Annotated in this window: 12 protein-coding genes and 1 tRNA gene; 8 read left to right on the top strand and 5 right to left on the bottom strand. The window is 69.5% G+C overall.

Annotated elements, in window-relative coordinates:
* Nucleotides 1–36 precede the first annotated feature (36 nt).
* The 3 genes from smc to AC16DP_RS01155 all read right to left on the bottom strand — a co-directional run bounded on the left by smc (nucleotide 37) and on the right by AC16DP_RS01155 (nucleotide 6,353).
* Nucleotides 37–3,636: a chromosome segregation protein SMC gene (gene smc / locus AC16DP_RS01165; protein ID WP_329730349.1), complete on the bottom strand. Its 3,600-nt coding sequence runs from the start codon at nucleotides 3,634–3,636 to the stop codon at nucleotides 37–39.
* Nucleotides 3,637–4,173: 537 nt separating this feature from the next.
* The gene (locus AC16DP_RS01160; RefSeq protein ID WP_329730348.1) at nucleotides 4,174–5,520 is read right to left on the bottom strand and encodes a hemolysin family protein; all 1,347 of its coding nucleotides are present in this window, start codon (nucleotides 5,518–5,520) and stop codon (nucleotides 4,174–4,176) included.
* A gap of 17 nt (nucleotides 5,521–5,537) precedes the next feature.
* The gene (locus tag AC16DP_RS01155; RefSeq protein ID WP_329730347.1) at nucleotides 5,538–6,353 is read right to left on the bottom strand and encodes a tetratricopeptide repeat protein; all 816 of its coding nucleotides are present in this window, start codon (nucleotides 6,351–6,353) and stop codon (nucleotides 5,538–5,540) included.
* A gap of 412 nt (nucleotides 6,354–6,765) precedes the next feature.
* On the opposite strand from AC16DP_RS01155, the gene prfA reads away from it, so the two are divergent.
* From prfA to AC16DP_RS01115, 8 genes are all read left to right on the top strand, one after another.
* Entirely contained in the window at nucleotides 6,766–7,854 is a 1,089-nt protein-coding gene (prfA, locus tag AC16DP_RS01150; protein ID WP_483956598.1) for a peptide chain release factor 1, read from the top strand.
* A complete protein-coding gene (gene prmC / locus AC16DP_RS01145; protein ID WP_329727754.1) occupies nucleotides 7,851–8,720 on the top strand; it encodes a peptide chain release factor N(5)-glutamine methyltransferase in 870 nt (289 codons plus the stop codon). The genes prfA and prmC overlap by 4 nt, the downstream gene beginning before the upstream one ends.
* Before the next feature lie 21 nt (nucleotides 8,721–8,741).
* Nucleotides 8,742–10,007, top strand: a complete 1,266-nt coding sequence (gene murA, locus AC16DP_RS01140) for a UDP-N-acetylglucosamine 1-carboxyvinyltransferase (protein ID WP_329727753.1) — start codon at nucleotides 8,742–8,744, stop codon at nucleotides 10,005–10,007.
* Between the two features lie 169 nt (nucleotides 10,008–10,176).
* The gene (locus tag AC16DP_RS01135; RefSeq protein ID WP_329727752.1) at nucleotides 10,177–10,566 is read left to right on the top strand and encodes a zf-TFIIB domain-containing protein; all 390 of its coding nucleotides are present in this window, start codon (nucleotides 10,177–10,179) and stop codon (nucleotides 10,564–10,566) included.
* 198 nt (nucleotides 10,567–10,764) lie between these two features.
* The gene (locus tag AC16DP_RS01130; protein ID WP_329727751.1) at nucleotides 10,765–12,708 is read left to right on the top strand and encodes an ABC transporter substrate-binding protein; all 1,944 of its coding nucleotides are present in this window, start codon (nucleotides 10,765–10,767) and stop codon (nucleotides 12,706–12,708) included.
* Nucleotides 12,709–12,770: 62 nt separating this feature from the next.
* Nucleotides 12,771–12,843 (top strand) — tRNA-Gly (locus tag AC16DP_RS01125).
* A 75-nt stretch (nucleotides 12,844–12,918) separates the two neighbouring features.
* Nucleotides 12,919–14,826 carry a TolB family protein gene (locus tag AC16DP_RS01120; protein WP_329727750.1) on the top strand — a complete coding sequence of 636 codons (1,908 nt, stop codon included), beginning with the start codon at nucleotides 12,919–12,921 and terminating at the stop codon, nucleotides 14,824–14,826.
* Nucleotides 14,827–15,001: 175 nt separating this feature from the next.
* Nucleotides 15,002–15,988: a D-Ala-D-Ala carboxypeptidase family metallohydrolase gene (locus AC16DP_RS01115; RefSeq protein ID WP_329727749.1), complete on the top strand. Its 987-nt coding sequence runs from the start codon at nucleotides 15,002–15,004 to the stop codon at nucleotides 15,986–15,988.
* Here AC16DP_RS01115 and AC16DP_RS01110 read toward each other — a convergent pair.
* The gene (locus AC16DP_RS01110; protein ID WP_329727748.1) at nucleotides 15,985–17,733 is read right to left on the bottom strand and encodes a L,D-transpeptidase family protein; all 1,749 of its coding nucleotides are present in this window, start codon (nucleotides 17,731–17,733) and stop codon (nucleotides 15,985–15,987) included. The two genes, AC16DP_RS01115 and AC16DP_RS01110, sit on opposite strands and share 4 nt — an antisense overlap.
* Nucleotides 17,734–17,878: 145 nt before the next feature.
* Nucleotides 17,879–19,621 carry a phospholipase D-like domain-containing protein gene (locus AC16DP_RS01105; protein WP_329727747.1) on the bottom strand — a complete coding sequence of 581 codons (1,743 nt, stop codon included), beginning with the start codon at nucleotides 19,619–19,621 and terminating at the stop codon, nucleotides 17,879–17,881.
* Between the last annotated feature and the right edge of the window lie 46 nt (nucleotides 19,622–19,667).

Below are 19,667 nucleotides of genomic sequence, written 5' to 3'. Positions count from 1 at the left end.
GAGAGGGGTGGTTGGACGGCAGGGGTTGAGCGGGGGTCAGGCCGCCGTGATGTTGTCGTTGGCCGCCTTGGCCTCGCGCAGCTTCACGCTGACGAGCTTGGAGATACCCGGCTCCTCCATGGTGACGCCGTAGAGCGTGTCCGCCACTTCCATGGTGCGCTTGTTGTGGGTGATGAGGATGAACTGCGACTGCTTGCTCATCTCCTTCACCATGTCGTTGTAGCGGCCCACGTTGCCCTCATCCAGCGGGGCGTCGACCTCGTCCAGGAGGCAGAAGGGCGTGGGCTTGATGAGGAAGATGGCGAAGATGAGGGCCACGGCCGTCAGCGCCTTCTCGCCACCGGACAGCAGGTTCATGCTCTGCAGCTTCTTGCCCGGGGGCTGCGCGACGATCTCCACGCCCGGCTCGCCGCCCTGCCCTTCGTTCGTCAGCACGAGGCTCGCCCGGCCGCCGCCGAACAGGCGCGGGAAGATGGCCTGGAACTTCTCGTTGACGATGTCGAACGTCTGCTTGAAGCGCTCGCGGCTGGACGCGTCGATGCGCCGGATGGCCTCCTGCAGCTTCTCCATCGACTCGGACAGGTCCTTCTTCTGCGTCAGCAGGAACTCCGAGCGGTTCGTCAGATCCGCGTGCTCGTCGATGGCCGTGAGGTTGATCTCCCCCATCTTCTCCACCTGGGCGCGCAGGTCCTTCAGCTCCTGCTCGGCCTCCTCGCTCAGCGACGGCAGCAGGTGGTACTTGTGCACCTCCTCCTGCAGCTCCGTCCCGTGCCGCTCGCGGATGCCGGCCACCAGGTGCTCCAGCTCCAGGGCGATCTCCCGCTCGCGCAACGTAATCTGCGACAGGCCCTGGGTGAGGCCCTCCAGCTTCGTGCGCAGCTCGCGCAGCGCGTTGTCCTGCTCGCGCACCTCGGACGAGGCGGTGCCATGCGCCGTGCGCCGCGACTCCAGGACGCCGGCCGTCACCGCGAGGTCCTCGGCCTTCTTGGCGCGCTCGGCCTCCGTCTCGGCGATGCGGCGCTGGAACTCCTCCACCCGCGCCGAGCCCTCGCGCACGGTGGACTCCAGCTTGCGCACCCGGTTGGCCATCTCCTCCTTCTGGGCCAGCAGGCTCTCCAGCTCCTTGCGGGCGGCCTCGCCGCGCTCGCCACCGGCGGCCACCTTCACCTTGAGGCTGGTGAGGTTGTGGGTGGCCGTCTCCGCCCGCTGCTTGAGCGACTCCAGCTCGCCCACCAGCTGCTTCACGCGCTCCTCACGGGCCTCGCGGTCCGCCTGGCCGTGCGCCACCTCGCCGCGGCTGTTCTCCTCCTCGTGGGCCAGCCCGTCGTACATCTGCGTGAGCTGCGCCTCGTCGGCGTCCAGCGCCCGGAGCCGGTCGCGCACCCGCGCCAGGTCCTCGCTCGCCTTGTGCAGGTCCTTCTCCTGGCTGGCGAGGCTCAGCTCCTCGGCGTGCTGGTTCTTCGCCAGCCCCTTGAGGAGGTCCTCCGTGTCCCCCATCTGCTTCTGCAGGGTGTAGTGCCGGGTGAGGATCTCGTTGTAGCGCTCCTCGACGCGGGCCACCTCGGAGGCCAGCTCGAGAATCTCGCGCTTCTTCTGCAGGGCGCCCACGGCGACGCCCTCGCGCTCGCCGCCGATGATGGTGCCGTCGGGGCGGAACACCTCGCCGTCCAGGGTGACGAGCGTGCAGGAGGAACCCTCGGCCTCGGCGTACGCCCTGGCCACGGCCATGTCCTCCACGATGACCACGTCCCCGAGGAGCAGCTGCACCACGGGCTTGAGAGCCTCCTCGCACGTCACCTCGTCGAGGGCGCGGGCCAGCACGCCGGGGCGGGACACGTCCGGCTGCACGGCGGAGGGCACGCGCTCGGGGGTGGGCACGGGCAGGAAGCTGCCGCGGCCCTCGAGGGCGGACTTGAGGTACTCCACCAGCTCCACGCCCTTGTCGCGGCTCTCCACGACGACGTGCTGCAGGCGCTCGCCCAGCACGGCCTCCACCGCGCGCTCGTAGCGGGGCGTGGTGGAGATGACGTCCGCGACCAGACCGAAGATGCCCTGCTGCCGGGCCTCCTCACCGGCGCGCACCATGACCGCGCGCACGCCCTTGTCGAAGCCCTCGTAGTCCTTCTGGAGCGCCTCCAGGGAGGCCAGCCGGCTGCGCTTGTCGCTCAGCTCCTCGCGGAGGCCGATGACCTGGACCTCGTTCTCCATGAAGGCCTGGCGCGTGCGCATCAGGGCCTCTTCCTCGTGGCCCTTGCGCTCGGCGAGCTCCATGGACAGGTGGCGGCTGTCCTCCACCCGGCGGGCCACGTGCTGGCGCGCGTCCTCGAGCTGCTTCTCCTGCTCGCGCAGCGCGTCCGCCTCGGCGCGGTTGCGGGCGCGCCGGGACTCCAGGTCCGCCTTCTGGCGGGCCAGGTTGACGAGGTTGCTCTCGTGGTTGGCCAGGCGGCTCGCCACGGTGACGACGGCGGCCCGCTCCTGCTCCAGGCGCAGGGAGATCTCCGCCTGCAGCTGGCTCACCCGGCGCAGCTCCTCCTGCGCCACCTTCATGGCGACCTCGTCCTCCTTCCACGAGCCGGCGATGTTGCTCAGCTCGGACTCGCGGGAGGCCATGGTCTCGGCCAGCTCGGACTGGCGGGAGCGGACGTTGTGCAGCTCGGCCTCGGACTGCGCCACCCGGGCGCTCGTCTCCTCCAGGTCCTTGCGCCAGTAGGCCAGGTCCTGGTCCGCGCGCTGCACGTTGCTCTCCAGCGTGTGCACCTCGGCGGAGAGCTTCTGGAGGGCCTCGGTCTCGGACTCCAGCGCGGTGCGGCGGTTGGTGATGACCAGCTCCAGCTCGCGCATCTTCTCGAGGTTCTCGCGCTCCTCGCCGCCCAGGCTGCTGAGCTTCTCCACCAGCACCTTGGACTCGGCGTGCAGCGCCAGGAAGCGGTGCGAGGCCGAGTGCAGATCAATCTCCTTCATGCGCGCCTTGAGCTTCTTGTACTTCTCGGCCTTCTTGGCCTGGCGCGACAGGCTCTCCAGGCGGCGCTCCAGCTCGTTCGTCATGTCCGAGACGCGCAGGAGGTTGGCCTGGGTGGCCTCGAGCTTGCGCTCGGCGGCCTTGCGGCGGGACTTGTACTTGGTGACGCCGGCGGCCTCCTCAATGAGGTTGCGCCGGTCCTCGGGCTTGCTGGAGACGATGAGACCGACGCGGCCCTGCTCGATGATGGAGTAGGCCTTGGTGCCCACGCCGGTGCCGAGGAAGAGCTCGGTGATGTCCAGCAGGCGGCAGGTGGTCTTGTTGATGAGGTACTCGGACTCGCCGCTGCGGAAGAGGCGGCGCGTCACGGTGACTTCCGGCAGGCCCGAGAGGTGGGCGGGGAGCACGTCCGTGTCGTCCACGTGGAAGGTGAGGGACACCTCGGCCATGGACAGGGGCGGCTTGGACTCCGAGCCGTTGAAGATGACGTCCTCCATGCCGCGGCCACGGAGGTTCTTGGCGCTCTGCTCGCCCATCACCCAGCGGATGGAGTCCACCACGTTGGACTTGCCGCAGCCGTTGGGGCCGACGATGCCCGTCACTCCGTCATCGAACGTGAAGACGCTGCGCTCCATGAACGATTTGAAGCCGGTGATATCCAGGCGCTTGATTCGCATGTCGAGACGTGCTCCCGAAAGGTGGGCGAGCGGGCGGAAAAGCGTTCCGGAGGCCGAAAAATCGGCCTCGGAGCGATCAGACGAGTAGCACGCTGGATCTCAGCCGATCAAGCATGACCCTGCCATGCGTGACGATATGCGAGCAGGCAAGCATGGCGCCCACCGGCCTGGCGGACAGGGGGCTGTCAGGGCGAGAACAGACCCTACCCTTCCTCAATCGATTCCACAGGCGACCTGGGCTCGGGCGCCTGTCCGCTCACTCGCTCCTCGTGTGAGCTTTCGCGGCATAGCAGGCCGGTCTGACATGGCCGCTCTCCAGGCGAGCGGGCGGGCCAAACCCAGACTACGGGCTGCTACAGGTCCGAACATCGAAGCCGGCTCCGGCGAGCGTCCCCGTGCGCAGTCACCTCGCTGGCGGTGCGCCCCTTCGGGGAGAGCTGGGCGGTGGACCTCGGCGGCATTCGCGTGCCGGGCCTGCCCATCCCCGTCCCCTGGGTCGACTTCGCCTACAACTTCGGCTGAGCCGGGCAGGACGGCTCAGGAGACTTCCGGTACCGCCGCGGTCACCGGGGGCTTGGGGCTCGCCTGGGGCTCGACCGTCACCCGCACCACGCGCGGCCCCTCCACCTCCTCCACCTGGATGCGCCACATGTCCAGCTTGAGCGAGTCCCCCTTCTCGGGGATGCGGCCCAGCCGGGCCATGATGTAGCCGGCGATCGTCGTGATCTCGACGTCCTCGTCGTCGATCTCGAACGAGACGTCCAGGCGGTCCTCCAGGTCATCCAGCTGGGCGGTGCCCGGCAGCTCGAAGCGGCCACCCGGCAGGGCGCGCACCTCGTCCACCCGCCGGCCCAGCTCGGCCACGTCGCCCACCACCTCGGCCACCACGTCCGCGAGCGTGACGAGCCCCGAGGTGCCGCCGTGCTCGTCCACCACCAGGGCGATCTGCCGGCGGCGGCGGCGGAACTCGTTGAGCAGCTGCTCCAGCGTCACGTGCTCCGGGACGTAGAGCACCGGGCGCTGCACCTGGGCGAGGCTGCGCAGGTCGCCCTTGGACAGGAGGAAGAAGAGGTCCTTCACGTTCACCACCCCCTCCACCTCGTCCATGTTGCCCCGGGCCACCGGCAGCCACGTGTGGCCGGCCGCGCGCGCGTCCGCGACGCACTTGTCCAGGGGCTCCTCCACGTCCAGGAACTTCACCTGGTTGCGCGGCACCATCACCTGCCGGGCCGTCTTCTGCGCCATCTCCAGCGAGCGCTCCAGCAGCTCCGCGCGCGCCGTGGTGATGGCGCCCGCCTGCGCCGAGCTATGCAGGATGACGCGCAGCTCCTCCTCGCTGTGGGCCTCCTGCGACTCGTGGGCACCGTGCAGGCCCGCCACCCTCAGCAACCACCCCGCCACGCCATTGAGGAGCCAGATGGCCGGGTAGAAGACGAAGTAGAAGAGCCGCATGGGCAGGGCCACCGTCAGCGTCGTGTCCTCGGCGCGCTGGATGGCGAAGCTCTTGGGGGCCAACTCCCCCACCACGATGTGCAGGAAGGTGATGATGGCGAAGGCGATGGCCACCGCCAGCGAGTGCGCCAGCGTGGGCCCCGCCGCCTCCGGCACCACCTGGTTCAGCACCGGCTCCAGCAGATGGGCGAACGCCGGCTCACCCAGCCAGCCGAGCCCCAGTGACGCGAGCGTGATGCCGAACTGCGTGGCGGAGAGGTAGGCGTCCAGCTTCTCCACCATCTTCATGGCGGCGCCAGCACCCGGCCGGCCCTCGTCCACCAGCGCCTGCAGGCGTGTGTGGCGGACCTTCACGATGGCGAACTCCGTCGCCACGAAGAACCCGTTCGCGAAGACCAGCAGGATCGCCAGCCCGAGGAAGACCCATTCCATAGAGAGAGCTCAGACGCTCAGAAGAGCGCCTCGAACTCGGGGTCGCCCTTCAGAGCGTCGAACATCGTATCCGTGGCCAGCCAACCCTGCACTTTCTGGCGATCCGCGGCCACGGCCTTCTGCAGGTAGGACAACGCTTCGGCCCGCCGGCCCCAGAGGGCGTACAGGGCGGCCAGGTTGTAGTTGAGCAGCAGATCGTCCGCGTTGAGGGCGCGCGCCTTGTCGTAGGAGCGCTCGGCCTCGGCGTAGAAGCCCTTCTGGGCGTAGCAGATGCCCAGATCCAGGTGCGCCTCGAAGTTGTCCGCCTCCAGCCGCACCACTTCCTTCAGCTGGGTGATGGCCGAGCGGTAGTCCCCCTCGTCCATGAGCAGCGCGGCGAGCTCGTGCCGGGGGAAGGCGTCCTGCGGCTCCAGCTCGATGGCCGTCTGCAGCTCGCGCATGGCCTCCTCGATCCGGCCCTGGTCCGCGTAGGTGAGGCCCAGGTTGAGGTGGGCGTCCGGGTACTCGGGGTCCAGCTCGATGGCCTCCCGGTACTCGGTCACGGCCATCTCGGCGGCGTGGGAGGACAGGAAGCAGGCGAGGTTGTAGTGCGCGGTGGGGCTCTCCGGCTCGAGCTTGAGGGCGGTGAGGTACTCCCCGAGGGCCTCGCGGAAGAGCTTCTTCTCCGCGTAGACGGTGGCGAGGTTGTCGTGCGCGTGGGCGGAGTCGGGATCGAGATCGATCGCCTTCTTGAACTCCTTGATCGCCTCATCCAGCCACCCGCGATCGGCCAATTCGATGCCACGCGAGTTGTGCTCGTCGGAGAGCGCGATGTTGTCGTTTTCCCTGGCCATGAAGTCGCGGGGCAATGTAGGCGCCGCCTCTTTGGGGGCGCAAGCAAGAGTCAAGCTGCCCCGAGAGGGTCCGCCCCAAGGGAGTCCGGCGTTGGAGACGGTTACTCGCCCCCTCCCCCGGAGACCAGGGGAGGAGGCAGGCGGAGAACTACTTGCGGCGCTCGCGAGCGCGGCGGCGCTTGAGCGACGCCTTCTTCGTGGCCGAGCGGTTGGACAGCTTCTTCTTGCTGCGGTTTCCCTTCTGGGCAGGCATCTTCTGGTACTCCGTATAGGCGGAAGTGGGCCGCATTGGCACTGGCGGCAGCGAACCGCCCTTTTTTCACGCTCCCGGCCCGGAAGTCCACGGAATTTCTTGACCCCGTCCGGCCTTGCCAGTGGCCGGACAACGGGGCACAACCCCCACCCCAGACCGATGATTGACAAACTCGAAGAGGTGGAGCGCAAGTTCGAGCGGCTCACCGCCGACCTGTCCAACCCGGACATCATCTCCGACACGGCCAGGCTGCAGCGGGTCTCCAAGGAGCGTGCCGGCCTGGAGAAGCTGGTGGAGGCCTTCCGGGCCTACCGCAAGGTGCTCGCCGATCTCAAGGAGGTCGAGGCCTGGCTCGGCAGCTCGGACCCCGACGAGAAGGCCTACGCCCGCGAGTCCCTGCCCGGCCTCAAGGCCCAGCGCGACGAGATGGAGGCGGAGCTGAAGATCCTCCTGCTGCCCAAGGATCCCAATGACGACAAGAACGTCATCCTGGAGATCCGCGCCGGCGCGGGCGGAGACGAGGCCGGCCTGTTCGCCGAGGAGGTCATGCAGATGTACCTCCGCTACGCCGACCGCAAGGGCTGGAAGGCGGAGATCATGGACATGAGCGCGGGCGGCGTGGGCGGCGTCAAGGACGTGTCCATCATGCTCTCGGGGGACGGTGTCTACAGCCACCTGAAGTACGAGTCGGGCGTGCACCGGGTGCAGCGCGTGCCGGCCACCGAGGCCCAGGGCCGCATCCACACCTCCACCATCACCGTGTCGGTGATGCCCGAGGCCGAGGACGTGGACATCAAGCTCAACCCGGCGGACATCGAGATGCAGGTGATGCGCTCGACGGGCTCCGGCGGGCAGAGCGTGAACACCACCGACTCCGCGGTGCGCCTCATCCACAAGCCCTCCGGCATCGTGGTGAAGTGCCAGCAGGAGAAGAGCCAGACGAAGAACCGGGCCATGGCCGAGCGCATGCTGCGCGCCAAGCTCTATGAAATCGAGCAGGAGCGCATCCGCAACGAGCGCGACTCCATGCGCCGGGGCCAGGTGGGCACCGGCGACCGCTCGGAGAAGATCCGCACCTACAACTTCCCGCAGGACCGGCTGACGGACCACCGCATCGGCCTCACGGTGCACAACCTGCCGGCCATCATGTCCGGCGGGGTCGAGGACGTCATCACCGCCTGCCGCACCCACTACCAGGCCGAGGCCCTCAAGCAGCAGATGGGCGAGGGCCCCGGCGCGAGCGCATGAGCGGCGAGAACTGGACCGTCCGTAAAATCCTCACCTGGACGACCCAGCACTTCGAGAAGCGCGGGGTGGACGCGCCCCGGCTCACCACCGAGGTGCTGCTCGCCCACGCGCTGAAGACGACCCGGGTGCGGCTGTACGTGGACCTGGATCGGCCGCTGGAGAAGACGGAGCTGGCCACCTTCCGCGCCCTCATCGAGCGGCGCATGGCGGGCGAGCCCACCCAGTACCTCACCGGCGTGCGCGAGTTCTACAACCGCCCCTTCAAGGTGGACGCCCGGGTGCTCATCCCCCGGCCGGAGACGGAGCTGCTGGTGGAGGCCGCCCTGCACCAGCTGCCCAAGGACGGCCCCGGAATGGCGCTGGACGTGTGCACCGGCTCGGGCTGCATCGCCATCAGCCTGGCGGCCGAGCGTCCCCAGGCCACCGTGATGGCCACGGACCTGTCCGCGGACGCCTGTGCGCTGGCCCGGGAGAACGCCCAGGCCCTCGGCGTGGCCGAGCGGGTGACGGTGCTCCAGGGCAACCTGTACGCCCCCCTGCCCCCGGACGCCCGCTTCGACGTGGTGGTCTCCAACCCGCCCTACATCGCCTCGGCGGAGATACCCACCCTGTCGGCCGAGGTGCGCCGCGAGCCCCACCTGGCGCTGGACGGCGGACCGGACGGGCTGGTGCTCATCCGCAAGGTCATCGAGGGCGCCCGGCGCGTCCTCAAACCTGGCGGGCTGCTTGCAATGGAGATTGGCGAGACGCAGGGCGACGCCGTGAAAGCCCTCCTCCAGGCCGCGGGTTACGACGACGCGCGGGTGGAGAAGGACCTGGAGCGGCGGGATCGCCTCGCATTTGGGACACAACCCGTGGCTGTCTAGCCACGGGGTGAGACGGAGCAGATGGACAAGATCATCGTGAAGGGTGGCCACCCGCTGCAGGGCGAGGTGGTCGTGTCGGGCGCGAAGAACGCAGCGCTTCCCATTCTCGCCTCGGCGCTGCTGGCCGATGGCAAGAGCGTCTACCGCAACGTGCCGGACCTGGCCGACGTGGTCACCATGCTCAAGGTGCTGGAGACCATGGGCTGTGGCACCGCGCGGCTCACCGGCCGCCAGAAGGACATGTGCGAGGTGGCCATCGAGGGGCCCATCACCCCCGAGGCCCCCTATGACCTGGTGAAGACGATGCGCGCCTCGGTGCTGGTGCTCGGCCCGCTGGTGGCCCGCTTCGGCCGCGCCCGCGTGTCCATGCCCGGCGGCTGCGCCATCGGCGCCCGCCCCATCGACCAGCACCTCAAGGGCCTCAAGGCCCTGGGCGCCGACATCACCCTCACCGAGGGCTATGTCGAGGCCCGGGCCAAGCAGCTCAAGGGCGCCACCGTCAACTTCGACGTCATCACCGTGACGGGCACGGAGAACGTCATGATGGCGGCCGTGCTGGCCAGGGGCCGCACCGTGCTGGAGAACTGCGCGCGCGAGCCCGAGGTGGAGGAGCTCGCCCGGGTGCTCAACAAGATGGGCGCCCGCATCCAGGGCGCGGGCACCTCCGTCATCACCATCGACGGCGTGGAGTCCCTCAAGCCGGTGGACCACGCCATCCTCCCGGACCGCATCGAGGCCGGTACGCTCATGGTCGCGGCGGCCATCACTGGCGGTAACGTGCTGGTGAAGCACGCCCAGCCCGAGCACCTCGAGTCCGTCATCCTCAAGCTGCGCGAGACGGGCTGCACCATCACCGCCGAGGAGAAGGGCCTGCGGGTGAAGGCCCCCAAGGTCGTCAACTCGGTGGACGTGAAGACGACCGAGCACCCCGGCTTCCCCACGGACATGCAGGCCCAGCTGATGGGACTCATGACGGTGGCCAGCGGCACCTCGGTCATCTCGGAGAGCATCTTCGAGAACCGCTTCATGCACGTGCCGGAGCTGCACCGGATGGGGGCGGACATCACCATCCAGGGCCACACGGCCGTGGTGAAGGGCGTCAAGAAGCTGTCCGGCGCCCCCGTCATGGCCACGGACCTGCGCGCCAGCGCCTCCCTCGTCCTGGCGGGCCTGCGCGCCGAGGGCAAGACGGAGGTGGCCCGCATCTACCACCTGGACCGGGGCTACGAGCGCCTGGAGCGCAAGCTGCGAAAGCTGGGGGCCGACATCCGCCGGGTCAAGGCCTGAACCCCGGGCCGGGGGGGCTCCCAGGGTTGCGTGTGTGAACACATCGCAGCACTTGGGTTGCATCTGAAAATTCATGCGACCTATCATTCCCTGAACGGCCTGGGGGCAACGCCCCCGAGCCGTCCCCAACGGGAGCGCTGCTCCCCCCTACAGGAGAATGACCCGCCCCATGAATTGCCCCGGTTGCAGCGTCGAGATGGCCGATCTCGAAGGGGACCATGAGACGTTGCGAAAGTGTGGAGATTGCGGCGGGCTGTGGATCGACGTCGCGGATCTCAACCGGATCCTCCTCCACAACAACCTCCCCGGGCTGGAGAGCCAGGGCGGGAAGGTCGACGCGGAGGCTCTCACCGGCCATTGCCCCGAGTGCCAGGTAGACCTGATCCGGGTGGACGGCGGTGACCGTCAGCACCCCCTGCACTACGACACCTGCGAGTCTTGTGGCGGCATGTTCCTCGAGTCGGAGTTCGCCGACGCCACGGACGCCAAGGTCGCCGAGCAGGAAATCATCGACTTCTTCCGTCACTTCAGCGCGAAGAAGAAGAGCGCCATCGGCTGAGAGCTCACGCCCCTCGCGGGCGTCCCCTCCCCCGAGCCACACCCTCCGGGCCCGTCGTACCTCCGGGCCGGGAACGCCCCCGCTCCGTCCTCCCTCCATTCCCATCCCGGGATGAAAGCGCCAATTCGTTTGTTGGCGAACCTTGACACCCGGGCGCCAGGGGATTGAGTAGGCGCCCGAATGCCAAGAGGGAACGGAATGCGACGTCTGGGGTGGGTGTGGCCGTGGGCCCTGTTGCTCGCCGGCTGCCCGAGCGGTTGCTCCAACAAGGGCACCGAGGAAGCGGACGCCGGACCGGTCGTCACCGGGCCCGAGCTGTTGAACGAGAAGGAGCCCAACGATCGGCCCGAGCAGGCCCCGAGCCTCGGCCGGGACGCGACGGTGACCGCCAGCCTGGGCGCGGATCCGTCCAAGCCCGACGAGGACTGGTACCGGCTCGCCCCCGCCAACCCGCGCGTGGCGGACGTCAGCGTCACCGGCATCCCCGGCGGAGACGTGCTGCTGGAGGTGTACGACGCCCCCGGCATCCGCAGCGCCGGCATCAACAGCGGGGGCGACGGCAAGCCCGAGCGCTTCCCCAACCTCTACGTGGAGCGCGAGCGCTGGGTGCGCGTGGCCTCGGCCCGCAAGGGCACCGGCGGCGCCTATACGCTCGAGGTGCGCTACCACGAGCCCGAGGAGGGCGTGGAGCGCGAGCCCAATGACCGCGCCGTGGACGCCACGCCGATGCAGTTCGGCCAGGCGGTGTCCGGCTTCATCGGGCACGCGGCCGACGAGGACTGGTACCGGCTGGAGCTGCCCGAGCCCCCCGCGGGCGCCACGCCGCCCCCGGCCCCCGCTCCCGCGCCGAACCCGGGAGATACCACCGGGGCCCAGCCGCCTCCCGCCGAGGGCCAGCCTCCGGCGCCCGAGGGGACGGAGAATCCGCCCACCGAGCCGGCCGCGAATCCCGAGGGGACGGCCAACGCCCCCAGCCCCGAGGGCAACCCGGCCGCGGCCGGTGCCCAGGCGCAGCAGCCCGGAGGCTTCCAGGTCCCCGTGCCCGTCCCCGGCCAGGGAGGCATCCAGCCCGCGCCGGAGGAGCCGCCCGCGATGGCGCTGAAGATCGAGCTCACGGGCATCGAGGGCGTCCGCGCGGAGCTGTCGGTGCTCTCGGCCGCGGAGGCGCCACTCTTCGTCACGCCCAAGGGCCAGGAGGGCCAGGGCTACTCGCTGCGCAACATCGGCGTGAGGGCGAGCGATCGCGTGGTGTACGTGGTGGTGAAGAGCGGCTGGGTGGGCACGGGCAAGGAGGCGAAGCGGGGCTTCAACTCGGAGAAGCCGTACACGCTCACGGTGACGCAGGAGGAGGCCGGCGCCAACGCGGAGCTGGAGCCCAATGACGAGCTGTACAAGGCCACGCCCCTGCCGGCGTACGGCTACAAGGAGGGCTTCCTCTCGCCCAAGGGCGACGTGGACAACTTCGTCCTGAAGACGGCCGAGCCGGTGCTCGCCAAGGTGGAGCTGTCCGGCGTGGAGCGCATGGACCTGGAGCTGTCCGTGGTGGCGGCCCCCGAGGGCGAGGGCCAGAAGGAGACGGTGCTCCAGCGCGCCAACGACGGCGCCATCAAGGAGCCCGAGCGCCTCAACAACGTGGCCTGCAACGGCACCTGCTACTTCCGGGTGCAGAGCGCCGCGCGCAAGGTGGACAACAAGTGGGTGCGCGACTACGAGAACGCGGACCAGCCCTACCGCATCTCCGTCACGACCGTGCCGGACGATGGCAGCCAGGAGCGCGAGCCCAACAACTCCGTGGACCGCGCCATGGAGCTCATTCCGGGCAAGGCGGTGCGCGGCACCGTCTATCCGCTGAAGGACGTGGACTACTACCGGCTGGACCTCTCGGACCGGCCGGTGCGCACGCCCATCAAGGTGACGCTGCTGGGCATCCTCAAGGTGGACGTGGGGCTGTACCTGCACCGCCTGGGCGAGGACGGGAAGCTGTCGCTCGTGCAGACGTCCGATCGCGCCCGGGGAGACCAGCCCGAGGTCATCCGCTACAGCGCCGAGCCCGGGGTCTACATCCTCGAGGTCCGCGACGCGCGCAACCGCGAGGCCAACTTCCAGGATGCCTACCAGCTGACCATTGAGGAGGGCGAATAGCCCCCCCGATACTTCTCGTTGACAAGCCGCGTGCGGGCCCCTACTTTGAGACTGCTTGCGACGCGGTGGTAGCTCAGCTGGTAGAGCACGAGCTTCCCAAGCTCGGGGTCGCCGGTTCGAACCCGGTCCGCCGCTCTCTGTGAGGCCGGCAATTTCTCGGACGTCCGAGGGATTGCCGGCCTCTGGTTTTTCTGGGCCAGAATGCGCCCCATGCGCATTCCCGCTCTTCTCTCCACCCTGCTCGCGGTGCTCCTCGTCGCCTCCACTGGATGCGAGGACGATGGCGGCAACGGCCCGGGCGGCCCGTCGAGCGACGGGGGGACCACCGGCAGCGGCGAGCCGCTCCCCGGACTGAAATCCATCAGCGTCGAGCCCGCGGACCAGGTGCTCCTCATCGAGGCCGGGAAGACGCCCGCCTCGCTCACCTACAAGGCCATCGGCACCTTCGACAGCGGCGGGACGCGCGACATCACCGCGCAGGTCCGCTTCTCGGTGGAGAACGGCTTCATCGGTGGCTTCTCGGGCAGCACCTTCACCACCTACAAGAACCAGGGCGGTGTGACGACGATCTCCGCCCTCGCGGGCAGCGTGCGCGGCACGACACAGGTGTCCGTGAAGCTCCAGGCGAGCGTGAAGGATCCGGCCTCCACCTCGCTGCCCGAGGACCCGGCGGGCCCCTTCGCCGGTCCCCCCAGCGACACGCGCAAGCCGGACCTCGTCTACCCCAACGAGGGCGTGCTCATGCCGCCCAACATGCGCGGGGCGGAGCTCCACTTCCTGCCGGGCACGGGCAACACCCTCTTCGAGCTGTCGTTCCAGAACGCCGTCACCGACCTCAAGGTCTACCTGCGCTGCACCCAGCCGCTGAATGGGGGCTGCATCTACCGGCCGGACGACGCCACCTGGCAGTGGCTGACCCAGACCAACCGCGGCGGCGAGCCCGTCTCCATCACCCTGCGCGGCACCAACGACACGGGCGTGCAGGTGGGCACGTCCACGCCGCTCTCCGTGTCCTTCTCGCGCGATGACCTCGCGGGCGGCCTCTACTATTGGACCACCTCCAACGGCTCGGCCATCATGCGCTTCGACTTCTCGAGCGCCTCGCAGCTCACGGGCGAGAAGTTCGCCGGTCCGGAAGTCGCGGCCGGCGAGTGCATCGGCTGCCATGCGCTGTCGCGCGACGGGAAGAAGATCGTCGCCGAGGCCAGCGGCCAGAACTCCGGACGCATCGTGCTGATGGACGTGGCCAGCAAGACGCTGCTCGCGCCCTACAACGCGGGCGCCAGCTCTCCGGACAAGAGCATCTTCGAGTCGTGGAACCCGGATGGCTCGCAGTACGCGGGCGTCTACGCGGACACGGGCGCCACCGACTTCAACCTGATGCTCTTCGACGGCAACACCGGCAAGAAGGCGCAGAGCCTCGCGGGCACGGGCACCAGCACCAACCCCGTCAGCCACCCGGACTGGTCCGCGGACGGGCAGAAGCTCGCCTTCGTCCAGATGGGCGTGAAGGGCACCAACCAGCGCTTCGGCAAGGGCGCCATCCAGATGGTCAGCCGCACCGGCTCGGGCTGGAGCGCACCGGTGACGCTCGCGCCCGCCGTGGACGGCAAGAACCGCTACTACCCGGCCATCTCGCCCGACAACACGTTCCTCCTCTTCAACGAGTCCACCTGCCCGAGCGGCACCACCTCCGGGAAGGACTGCAACGCGGACAGCGATCCCACCGCGCGCCTCTTCGCCGTGAGGGCCGAGGCGGGCGCTCCGCTCATCGAGCTCGCCCGCGCGAATGCGCCCGGCAAGCGCGACACCGGAGCGAACCTCACCAGCTCCTTCCCCAAGTGGGCGCCGTTCCTCTACCAGCGCACCCGGGAGCCGGGCTCGCGGCTGCAGTGGTTCACCTTCTCCTCCAGCCGCAGGTATGGACTGCGCAACCCGCTCCCCGGCGGGGATGAGAACCCCAACGGCACGCTGCTGTGGATCGCCGCCGTGGACCCGGACAAGGTGGCGCTCGGCCAGGACCCGAGCTACCCCGCCCTCGTGCTGCCCTTCCAGGACATCACCACGTCCAACCACATCGCCCAGTGGACGAAGGAGATCGTCCCCGTCATCCGCTGAGGCCGGCGGCTCCCCTCCGGGAACCCGTCACACCTGGCCGGTGTCTCCTCCTTCTCCCGAGGAGGGGTCACCGGCCATGTCATTTCCCGAGTCCTTTCGAGCACCTGCCCTGCCCTGGAGCCCAGCCGGGGAATCCGGGGGAATTTTTTCGCGCGGCCGGTTGCTCCAGGTCCGCGTGAATTCATCCCGTAGCCGCCTGCCCCTCAGCCGTTCAGCCATCCTCTTCCTCGTCGCCGCGCTGCTCCTGGTGGCCCAGTACGCCATGGCCGCCGCCCCCGCGCCGGCCGCCGCTCCGTCCACGCCCGTGGAGCTGGTCTCCCGTGGCCACAGCGGTGCCCTGCGCGCCGTCGTCGTGCCTCCGGGTGAGACGCTCCAGCCGCACTTCGCCGTCCGTGAGGACGTGAAGGAGGCCCGCTGGCTGGCGTTGGGCTCGAACACCCAGGCCCCGGCCGCCATCACCGACGAGGGCTGGAAGGCCCCGGCCCAGCCCGGCGTCTGGACGCTCGCTCCCGCCACCCAGGGCGCCGAGGCCAGTGCACCCGCCGTCATCACCCCCGTCCATTTCGACGGCTCGAAGACGCAGCTCAACGGCTACCGCATCGGCCGCTGGCCGGCCCGCTCCGCTGGCCGCACCGGCCGCTACGCCCCTCCCGAGCTCCTCATCGAGGTGACGCCCCAGAACCAGGACTTCGCCGTCTCCGAGCACTTCCGCCTCCGCAACTTCCTCACCAAGGACCAGGCCGATGTCTGGCCCAAGTACCTCGTGCTCGACCTGCGCCTGGTGGACAAGCTGGAGCTCGTGCTCCAGGAGCTGCGCACCCAGGGCTACCCCGCCAAGGGACTCCACGTCATGAGCGGCTTCCGCACGCCCCAGTACAACGGGCCCGGTGAGAACGGCCGCGCGAAGTTCAGCCGCCATACCTACGGCGACGCGGCCGATGTCTGGCTCGACGACAATGGCGACGGGCAGATGGATGACCTCGATGGCAACGGGCGCGTCGACGTGAAGGACGCCGAGGTGCTCGCCCGCGCCGTGGACCGCGTGGAGCAGCGCGTGCCCGAGCTCATCGGCGGCTACGGCGTCTACCGCGCCAACCGCGTCCACGGGCCCTTCGTGCACATCGACGTGCGTGGCACCCCGGCCCGCTGGAGCAAGCGCTAACCGCGCGCCCCTCCGCAGGCCGCCGGAGACTCGCCCGCCGCGGGCACCGGCTTCACCGCCAGCGCCCGCTTCACCGCCCCGTCCTGGCGGTACACGTCCGGCCGGAACTGCACCCGGCCCTCCGCGTCCACGAAGCTCGTCCAGTACAGCAGGTACACCGGCACCGGCGCCGGCAGCTCCACCCGCCGCTGCTTGCCTCCCTCCTCCGCCATCGCCGCCGCCAGCGTCTCCTCCGTCCAGCCCTCGTGGCCTCGCAGCAGGAAGTCCGCGAGCTTCGCCGGCTCGGCCACCCGGATGCAGCCGTGGCTGAAGGCCCGCTGCGCCTCCGCGAAGAGCTTCGGGTTCGGCGTGTCGTGCAGGTAGATGGAGAACCGGTTGGGCAGCATGAACTTCACCCGGCCCAACGGATTGTCACTCCCCGGATCCTGCGCGAAGCGGTAGGGCAGTGAGCCCGCCTCCAGCCCGCTCCAGTCCACCGTCGAGGGATCCACCGGCTCCCCCGTGGCCCGGTCGTACGTCGTCAGCCCCATCCTCGCCGCCGCCCCCGGATCCTCCCGCAGCTTCGGCAGCACCTCCTCCGCGGTGATCTGGCTCGGCACGTACCACGTCGGATGCAGCACCAGGTACTCCACCTCCTCCCGCAGCACCGGTGTGCTCCACTCCCGCTGCCCGATGATCACCGGCATCCGCAGCACCGTCCGGCCCTGGTCCACCGCCTCCAGCTCGAAGGCCGGCAGGTTCACCATCACGTACCGCGTCCCGAGCTCCCTCGGCGCCCAGCGCCAGCGCTCCAGGTTCACCAGCAGCTGCGCGATGCGCTCCTCCACCGGCACCCGCAGCGCCTTCAGCGTCTCCCCGCCCACCTTCCCGTCCACCGCCAGGCCGTGCCGCCGTTGGAAGGCCTTCACCCCCTCCTCCACCTCCGCGTCGTAGAGGTCCTCGGGAACGGGCTTCTTCGGAGACTCCGGAGCCGGCTCCTCCATCGCCGCGCGGACGAGGTCCCCCACCAGCGCCGCCACGCCCACCCCCGGCGCTCCCGGATAGAGCAACCGCTCCTCCGCGGACGAAGGAAGATCTCCCGTGGCGCGCAGCCGCTCGCGCAGCACCACCACTCGTGAATCCCTCATGCCCCGCTCGAGCGGCTTGCCTTCCGGCACCAGCGGCCATCCCCCGGCGGCGGCGAGGGCCCGGTAGCGCGCGAGCGCCTCCCTCAGCCGCACGAAGCCCTCATTGCTCGGGGAGAGGCTCCGCAGCGTGCCGGACAGGTCTCCACTCGCGAGCGTGCCCTCCAGCACCGCCGCCAGCACCACCGGCCCCGGAGGCTTCGTGCGCCACCGCAGACCCCGCGAGGACACCTGGCCGGACAGCAGATGCGAGGCATAGGTGAGGAAGCTCGACGTCAGCCCCAGCTCCACCTCCACCCACGCGTCCCCCGGCTCCGCGTCCAGCGTCAGCCGATGCAGGGCCGCCTCGAGCTCCGCGCGCCGGTAGCGCTCCGGCCACAGGCCCTCCGTCTCCGCCTCACAGAGCGCCGCGAGGTACTCACGCGCCTGCGGGCGCACCGTGCCGTCATAGGAGAACCACGCCGGCTGGAAGCCCCGTGTCTCGTAGAACTGGTGCAGGGCCTTGGAGGACGTGTGGGCCCGCACCGCGGCCTCGAGGGGCGCCGGCGTGGGCGGACCCTCGGCGGCCAGGACGGGCATCCCGAGGAGCAGGCAGCACAGGAGGGCGGGCCAGAAACGCATGGGACCACGGTAGGCACCCCCGCGGTACGGGGCAGGCGAGCAGGCTTGCCCGCTCGCTCACCTGGCCGTCCACGGTGGCAACCCCCCACTCCATCGAGCCCTCCTGGTAGCGCGCCCCTCGATGCGGCCAGCCAGGGCGCCGCCGTCACCCGTGCTCGGGGGGTTGCGCCCCCGTGCCAGCGAAGAGCTGGCGGGCGAGCGCATCGCTGCTCCCCTCGACGTAGTGGCGCTCGGACCAGGAGTCGTCCTCCCTCAACGAGAGGGGCGCGTCCACGGCGGCCCTTCCGCTCCGGGTGCGCTTCTCGTTCTCCTTCGAGACGGCGCCGCGGAAGTGGTAGTGCTCGAACATCCGCATGAACTCCGTGGCGTAGATGTCCGCGACCGCCAGGTCCCCGCGAATCACCAGGCTGTTCTCGTCGTTGTTCCGGGTGGAGTTGTTCGAGTAGTTGGCCGAGCCGGTGATGAGGATCGGATCGTCCCCGAGCGGATCCACGGCGATGATCTTCGAGTGGATGTGGATGCCGTCATGGTGGAAGCTCTCCGGCGTCATGAGGAGCCGCCGCTGGAAGTCGTGAAGCGGGGTGTGGAGGGTGGTGGCCACGCCCAGCTCGTTGGAGGGGTCCCCTTCGATGAGTTGCACCTGCTCGGGCTTCCCCAGGCTGCCCTCCTTGTCCACCAGGAGGTACCTCAGGGTCCCTGGCCGCACGGGTTCGCTGGACAGGACATCCAACAGCGCCGGGGCGAGCGCGAAGGGAGCGCACACCATCAGGTGGTGGGCCCGCTCGCACAGGGAAGCGTACAGCTTGAGCATGTCGTCGTTGGACTGGGGCGAGAGGATGGGCCAGATGCCGGGGCCCGGGGGGAGCTCCTCCTCGTCCAGGACGGAAGAAAGCTCGCGGGTGGCGGTCTTGAGCGGGCCGCTCCCGCTATCCGAGAAGAGCAACTGGAAGTACCGCTCGTAGGCGCCCGCGACCGCCTCGTCGTACACGGCGTGCCCCACGTTGAGCTGCCCGTAGATGGCGCCCTCCGTCCAGTTGGTGGAGCCGGTCCACACGGCTCGCGGCTCGCCGTCCTGGAGCAGGACCACGAACTTGTTGTGGCTGATGGCGCTCTGCGGAGCCGCCTTGCGCTGGTGGAGCTGAACCCCGCTCTGGACGAGCCTGCTCGCGGCGATCGCCTTGTCGTTCTTCTGCCAGGTGGTGTCCTTCTCGCCGGCCTGGCGGTGGTGGTACACGGCCTTCACCTCGGCGCCGCGCTTCGCCGCGTCCACCAGCCCCTCCAACAACTCCGGCTTCTGGAACTCGTAGATGGCGGCATGGAGGGCGTAGCCCTCACCCTCGGCCTGCGCCAGGAACGCCAGCAGCGCTTCCTCGAGGCCCCGTGACAACCACTTCAGCGCCTTCTGCCTCGCCTGGGGCTCCAGCTCGTCGGGGTCCTGGGCTCCGAACATGTCGTTATAGGCCTGGCTGGCCGCCGCGCCCCGATTGAAGAAGACGGCCGTGCTCCTCGCGGTGGGCGACTCCGTCTTCAGGTCGAGCTCCACCGTGGCGCCAGGGGTCAGCGTGTCCCAGCGCCCATAGCGCGCGATCACCCGGTAGCGGTATTCCGTCCCCGGCTCGACGGTGTAGTCCCCCCAGCGGAATTTCTGCACGGGGGAATGCTCGGTGGTGATGGGACCGGTGCTGACATCCTTCGGGAACCGGAGCCGGTTGGGCAGCCACCTCCAGGCCACCGGAGTCTTCTGCTCCGGATCCAGCCGGGCCCTTTGGATGGAGAACCCGAGGCAGCCCTCGCGCTTAGCCTCCTCCAGATCGATTCCCAGGAGGATGTTGTGCGTGCCGGCGATGGCGCGAACCGTCAGGCCTCCACTGCTCTTGCTCACCCTCATGTTGCACCTCCCTCGAGGAGAGGGTGCGTCCGGGGCGCGGATGTGA

This window comes from Archangium sp. (assembly GCF_057119385.1).
This window is presented reverse-complemented; position numbering and strand designations above follow the sequence as displayed.

Coding starts and splice junctions, on each gene's coding strand:
- smc (WP_329730349.1), bottom strand. CDS start 3,636: ATGCGAATCAAGCGCCTGGATATCACCGGCTTCAAATCGTTCATGGAG.
- AC16DP_RS01110 (WP_329727748.1), bottom strand. CDS start 17,733: ATGCGTTTCTGGCCCGCCCTCCTGTGCTGCCTGCTCCTCGGGATGCCC.
- AC16DP_RS01120 (WP_329727750.1), top strand. CDS start 12,919: ATGCGCATTCCCGCTCTTCTCTCCACCCTGCTCGCGGTGCTCCTCGTC.
- prmC (WP_329727754.1), top strand. CDS start 7,851: ATGAGCGGCGAGAACTGGACCGTCCGTAAAATCCTCACCTGGACGACC.
- AC16DP_RS01135 (WP_329727752.1), top strand. CDS start 10,177: ATGAATTGCCCCGGTTGCAGCGTCGAGATGGCCGATCTCGAAGGGGAC.
- murA (WP_329727753.1), top strand. CDS start 8,742: ATGGACAAGATCATCGTGAAGGGTGGCCACCCGCTGCAGGGCGAGGTG.
- AC16DP_RS01160 (WP_329730348.1), bottom strand. CDS start 5,520: ATGGAATGGGTCTTCCTCGGGCTGGCGATCCTGCTGGTCTTCGCGAAC.
- AC16DP_RS01130 (WP_329727751.1), top strand. CDS start 10,765: ATGCGACGTCTGGGGTGGGTGTGGCCGTGGGCCCTGTTGCTCGCCGGC.
- AC16DP_RS01105 (WP_329727747.1), bottom strand. CDS start 19,621: ATGAGGGTGAGCAAGAGCAGTGGAGGCCTGACGGTTCGCGCCATCGCC.
- prfA (WP_483956598.1), top strand. CDS start 6,766: ATGATTGACAAACTCGAAGAGGTGGAGCGCAAGTTCGAGCGGCTCACC.
- AC16DP_RS01155 (WP_329730347.1), bottom strand. CDS start 6,353: ATGGCCAGGGAAAACGACAACATCGCGCTCTCCGACGAGCACAACTCG.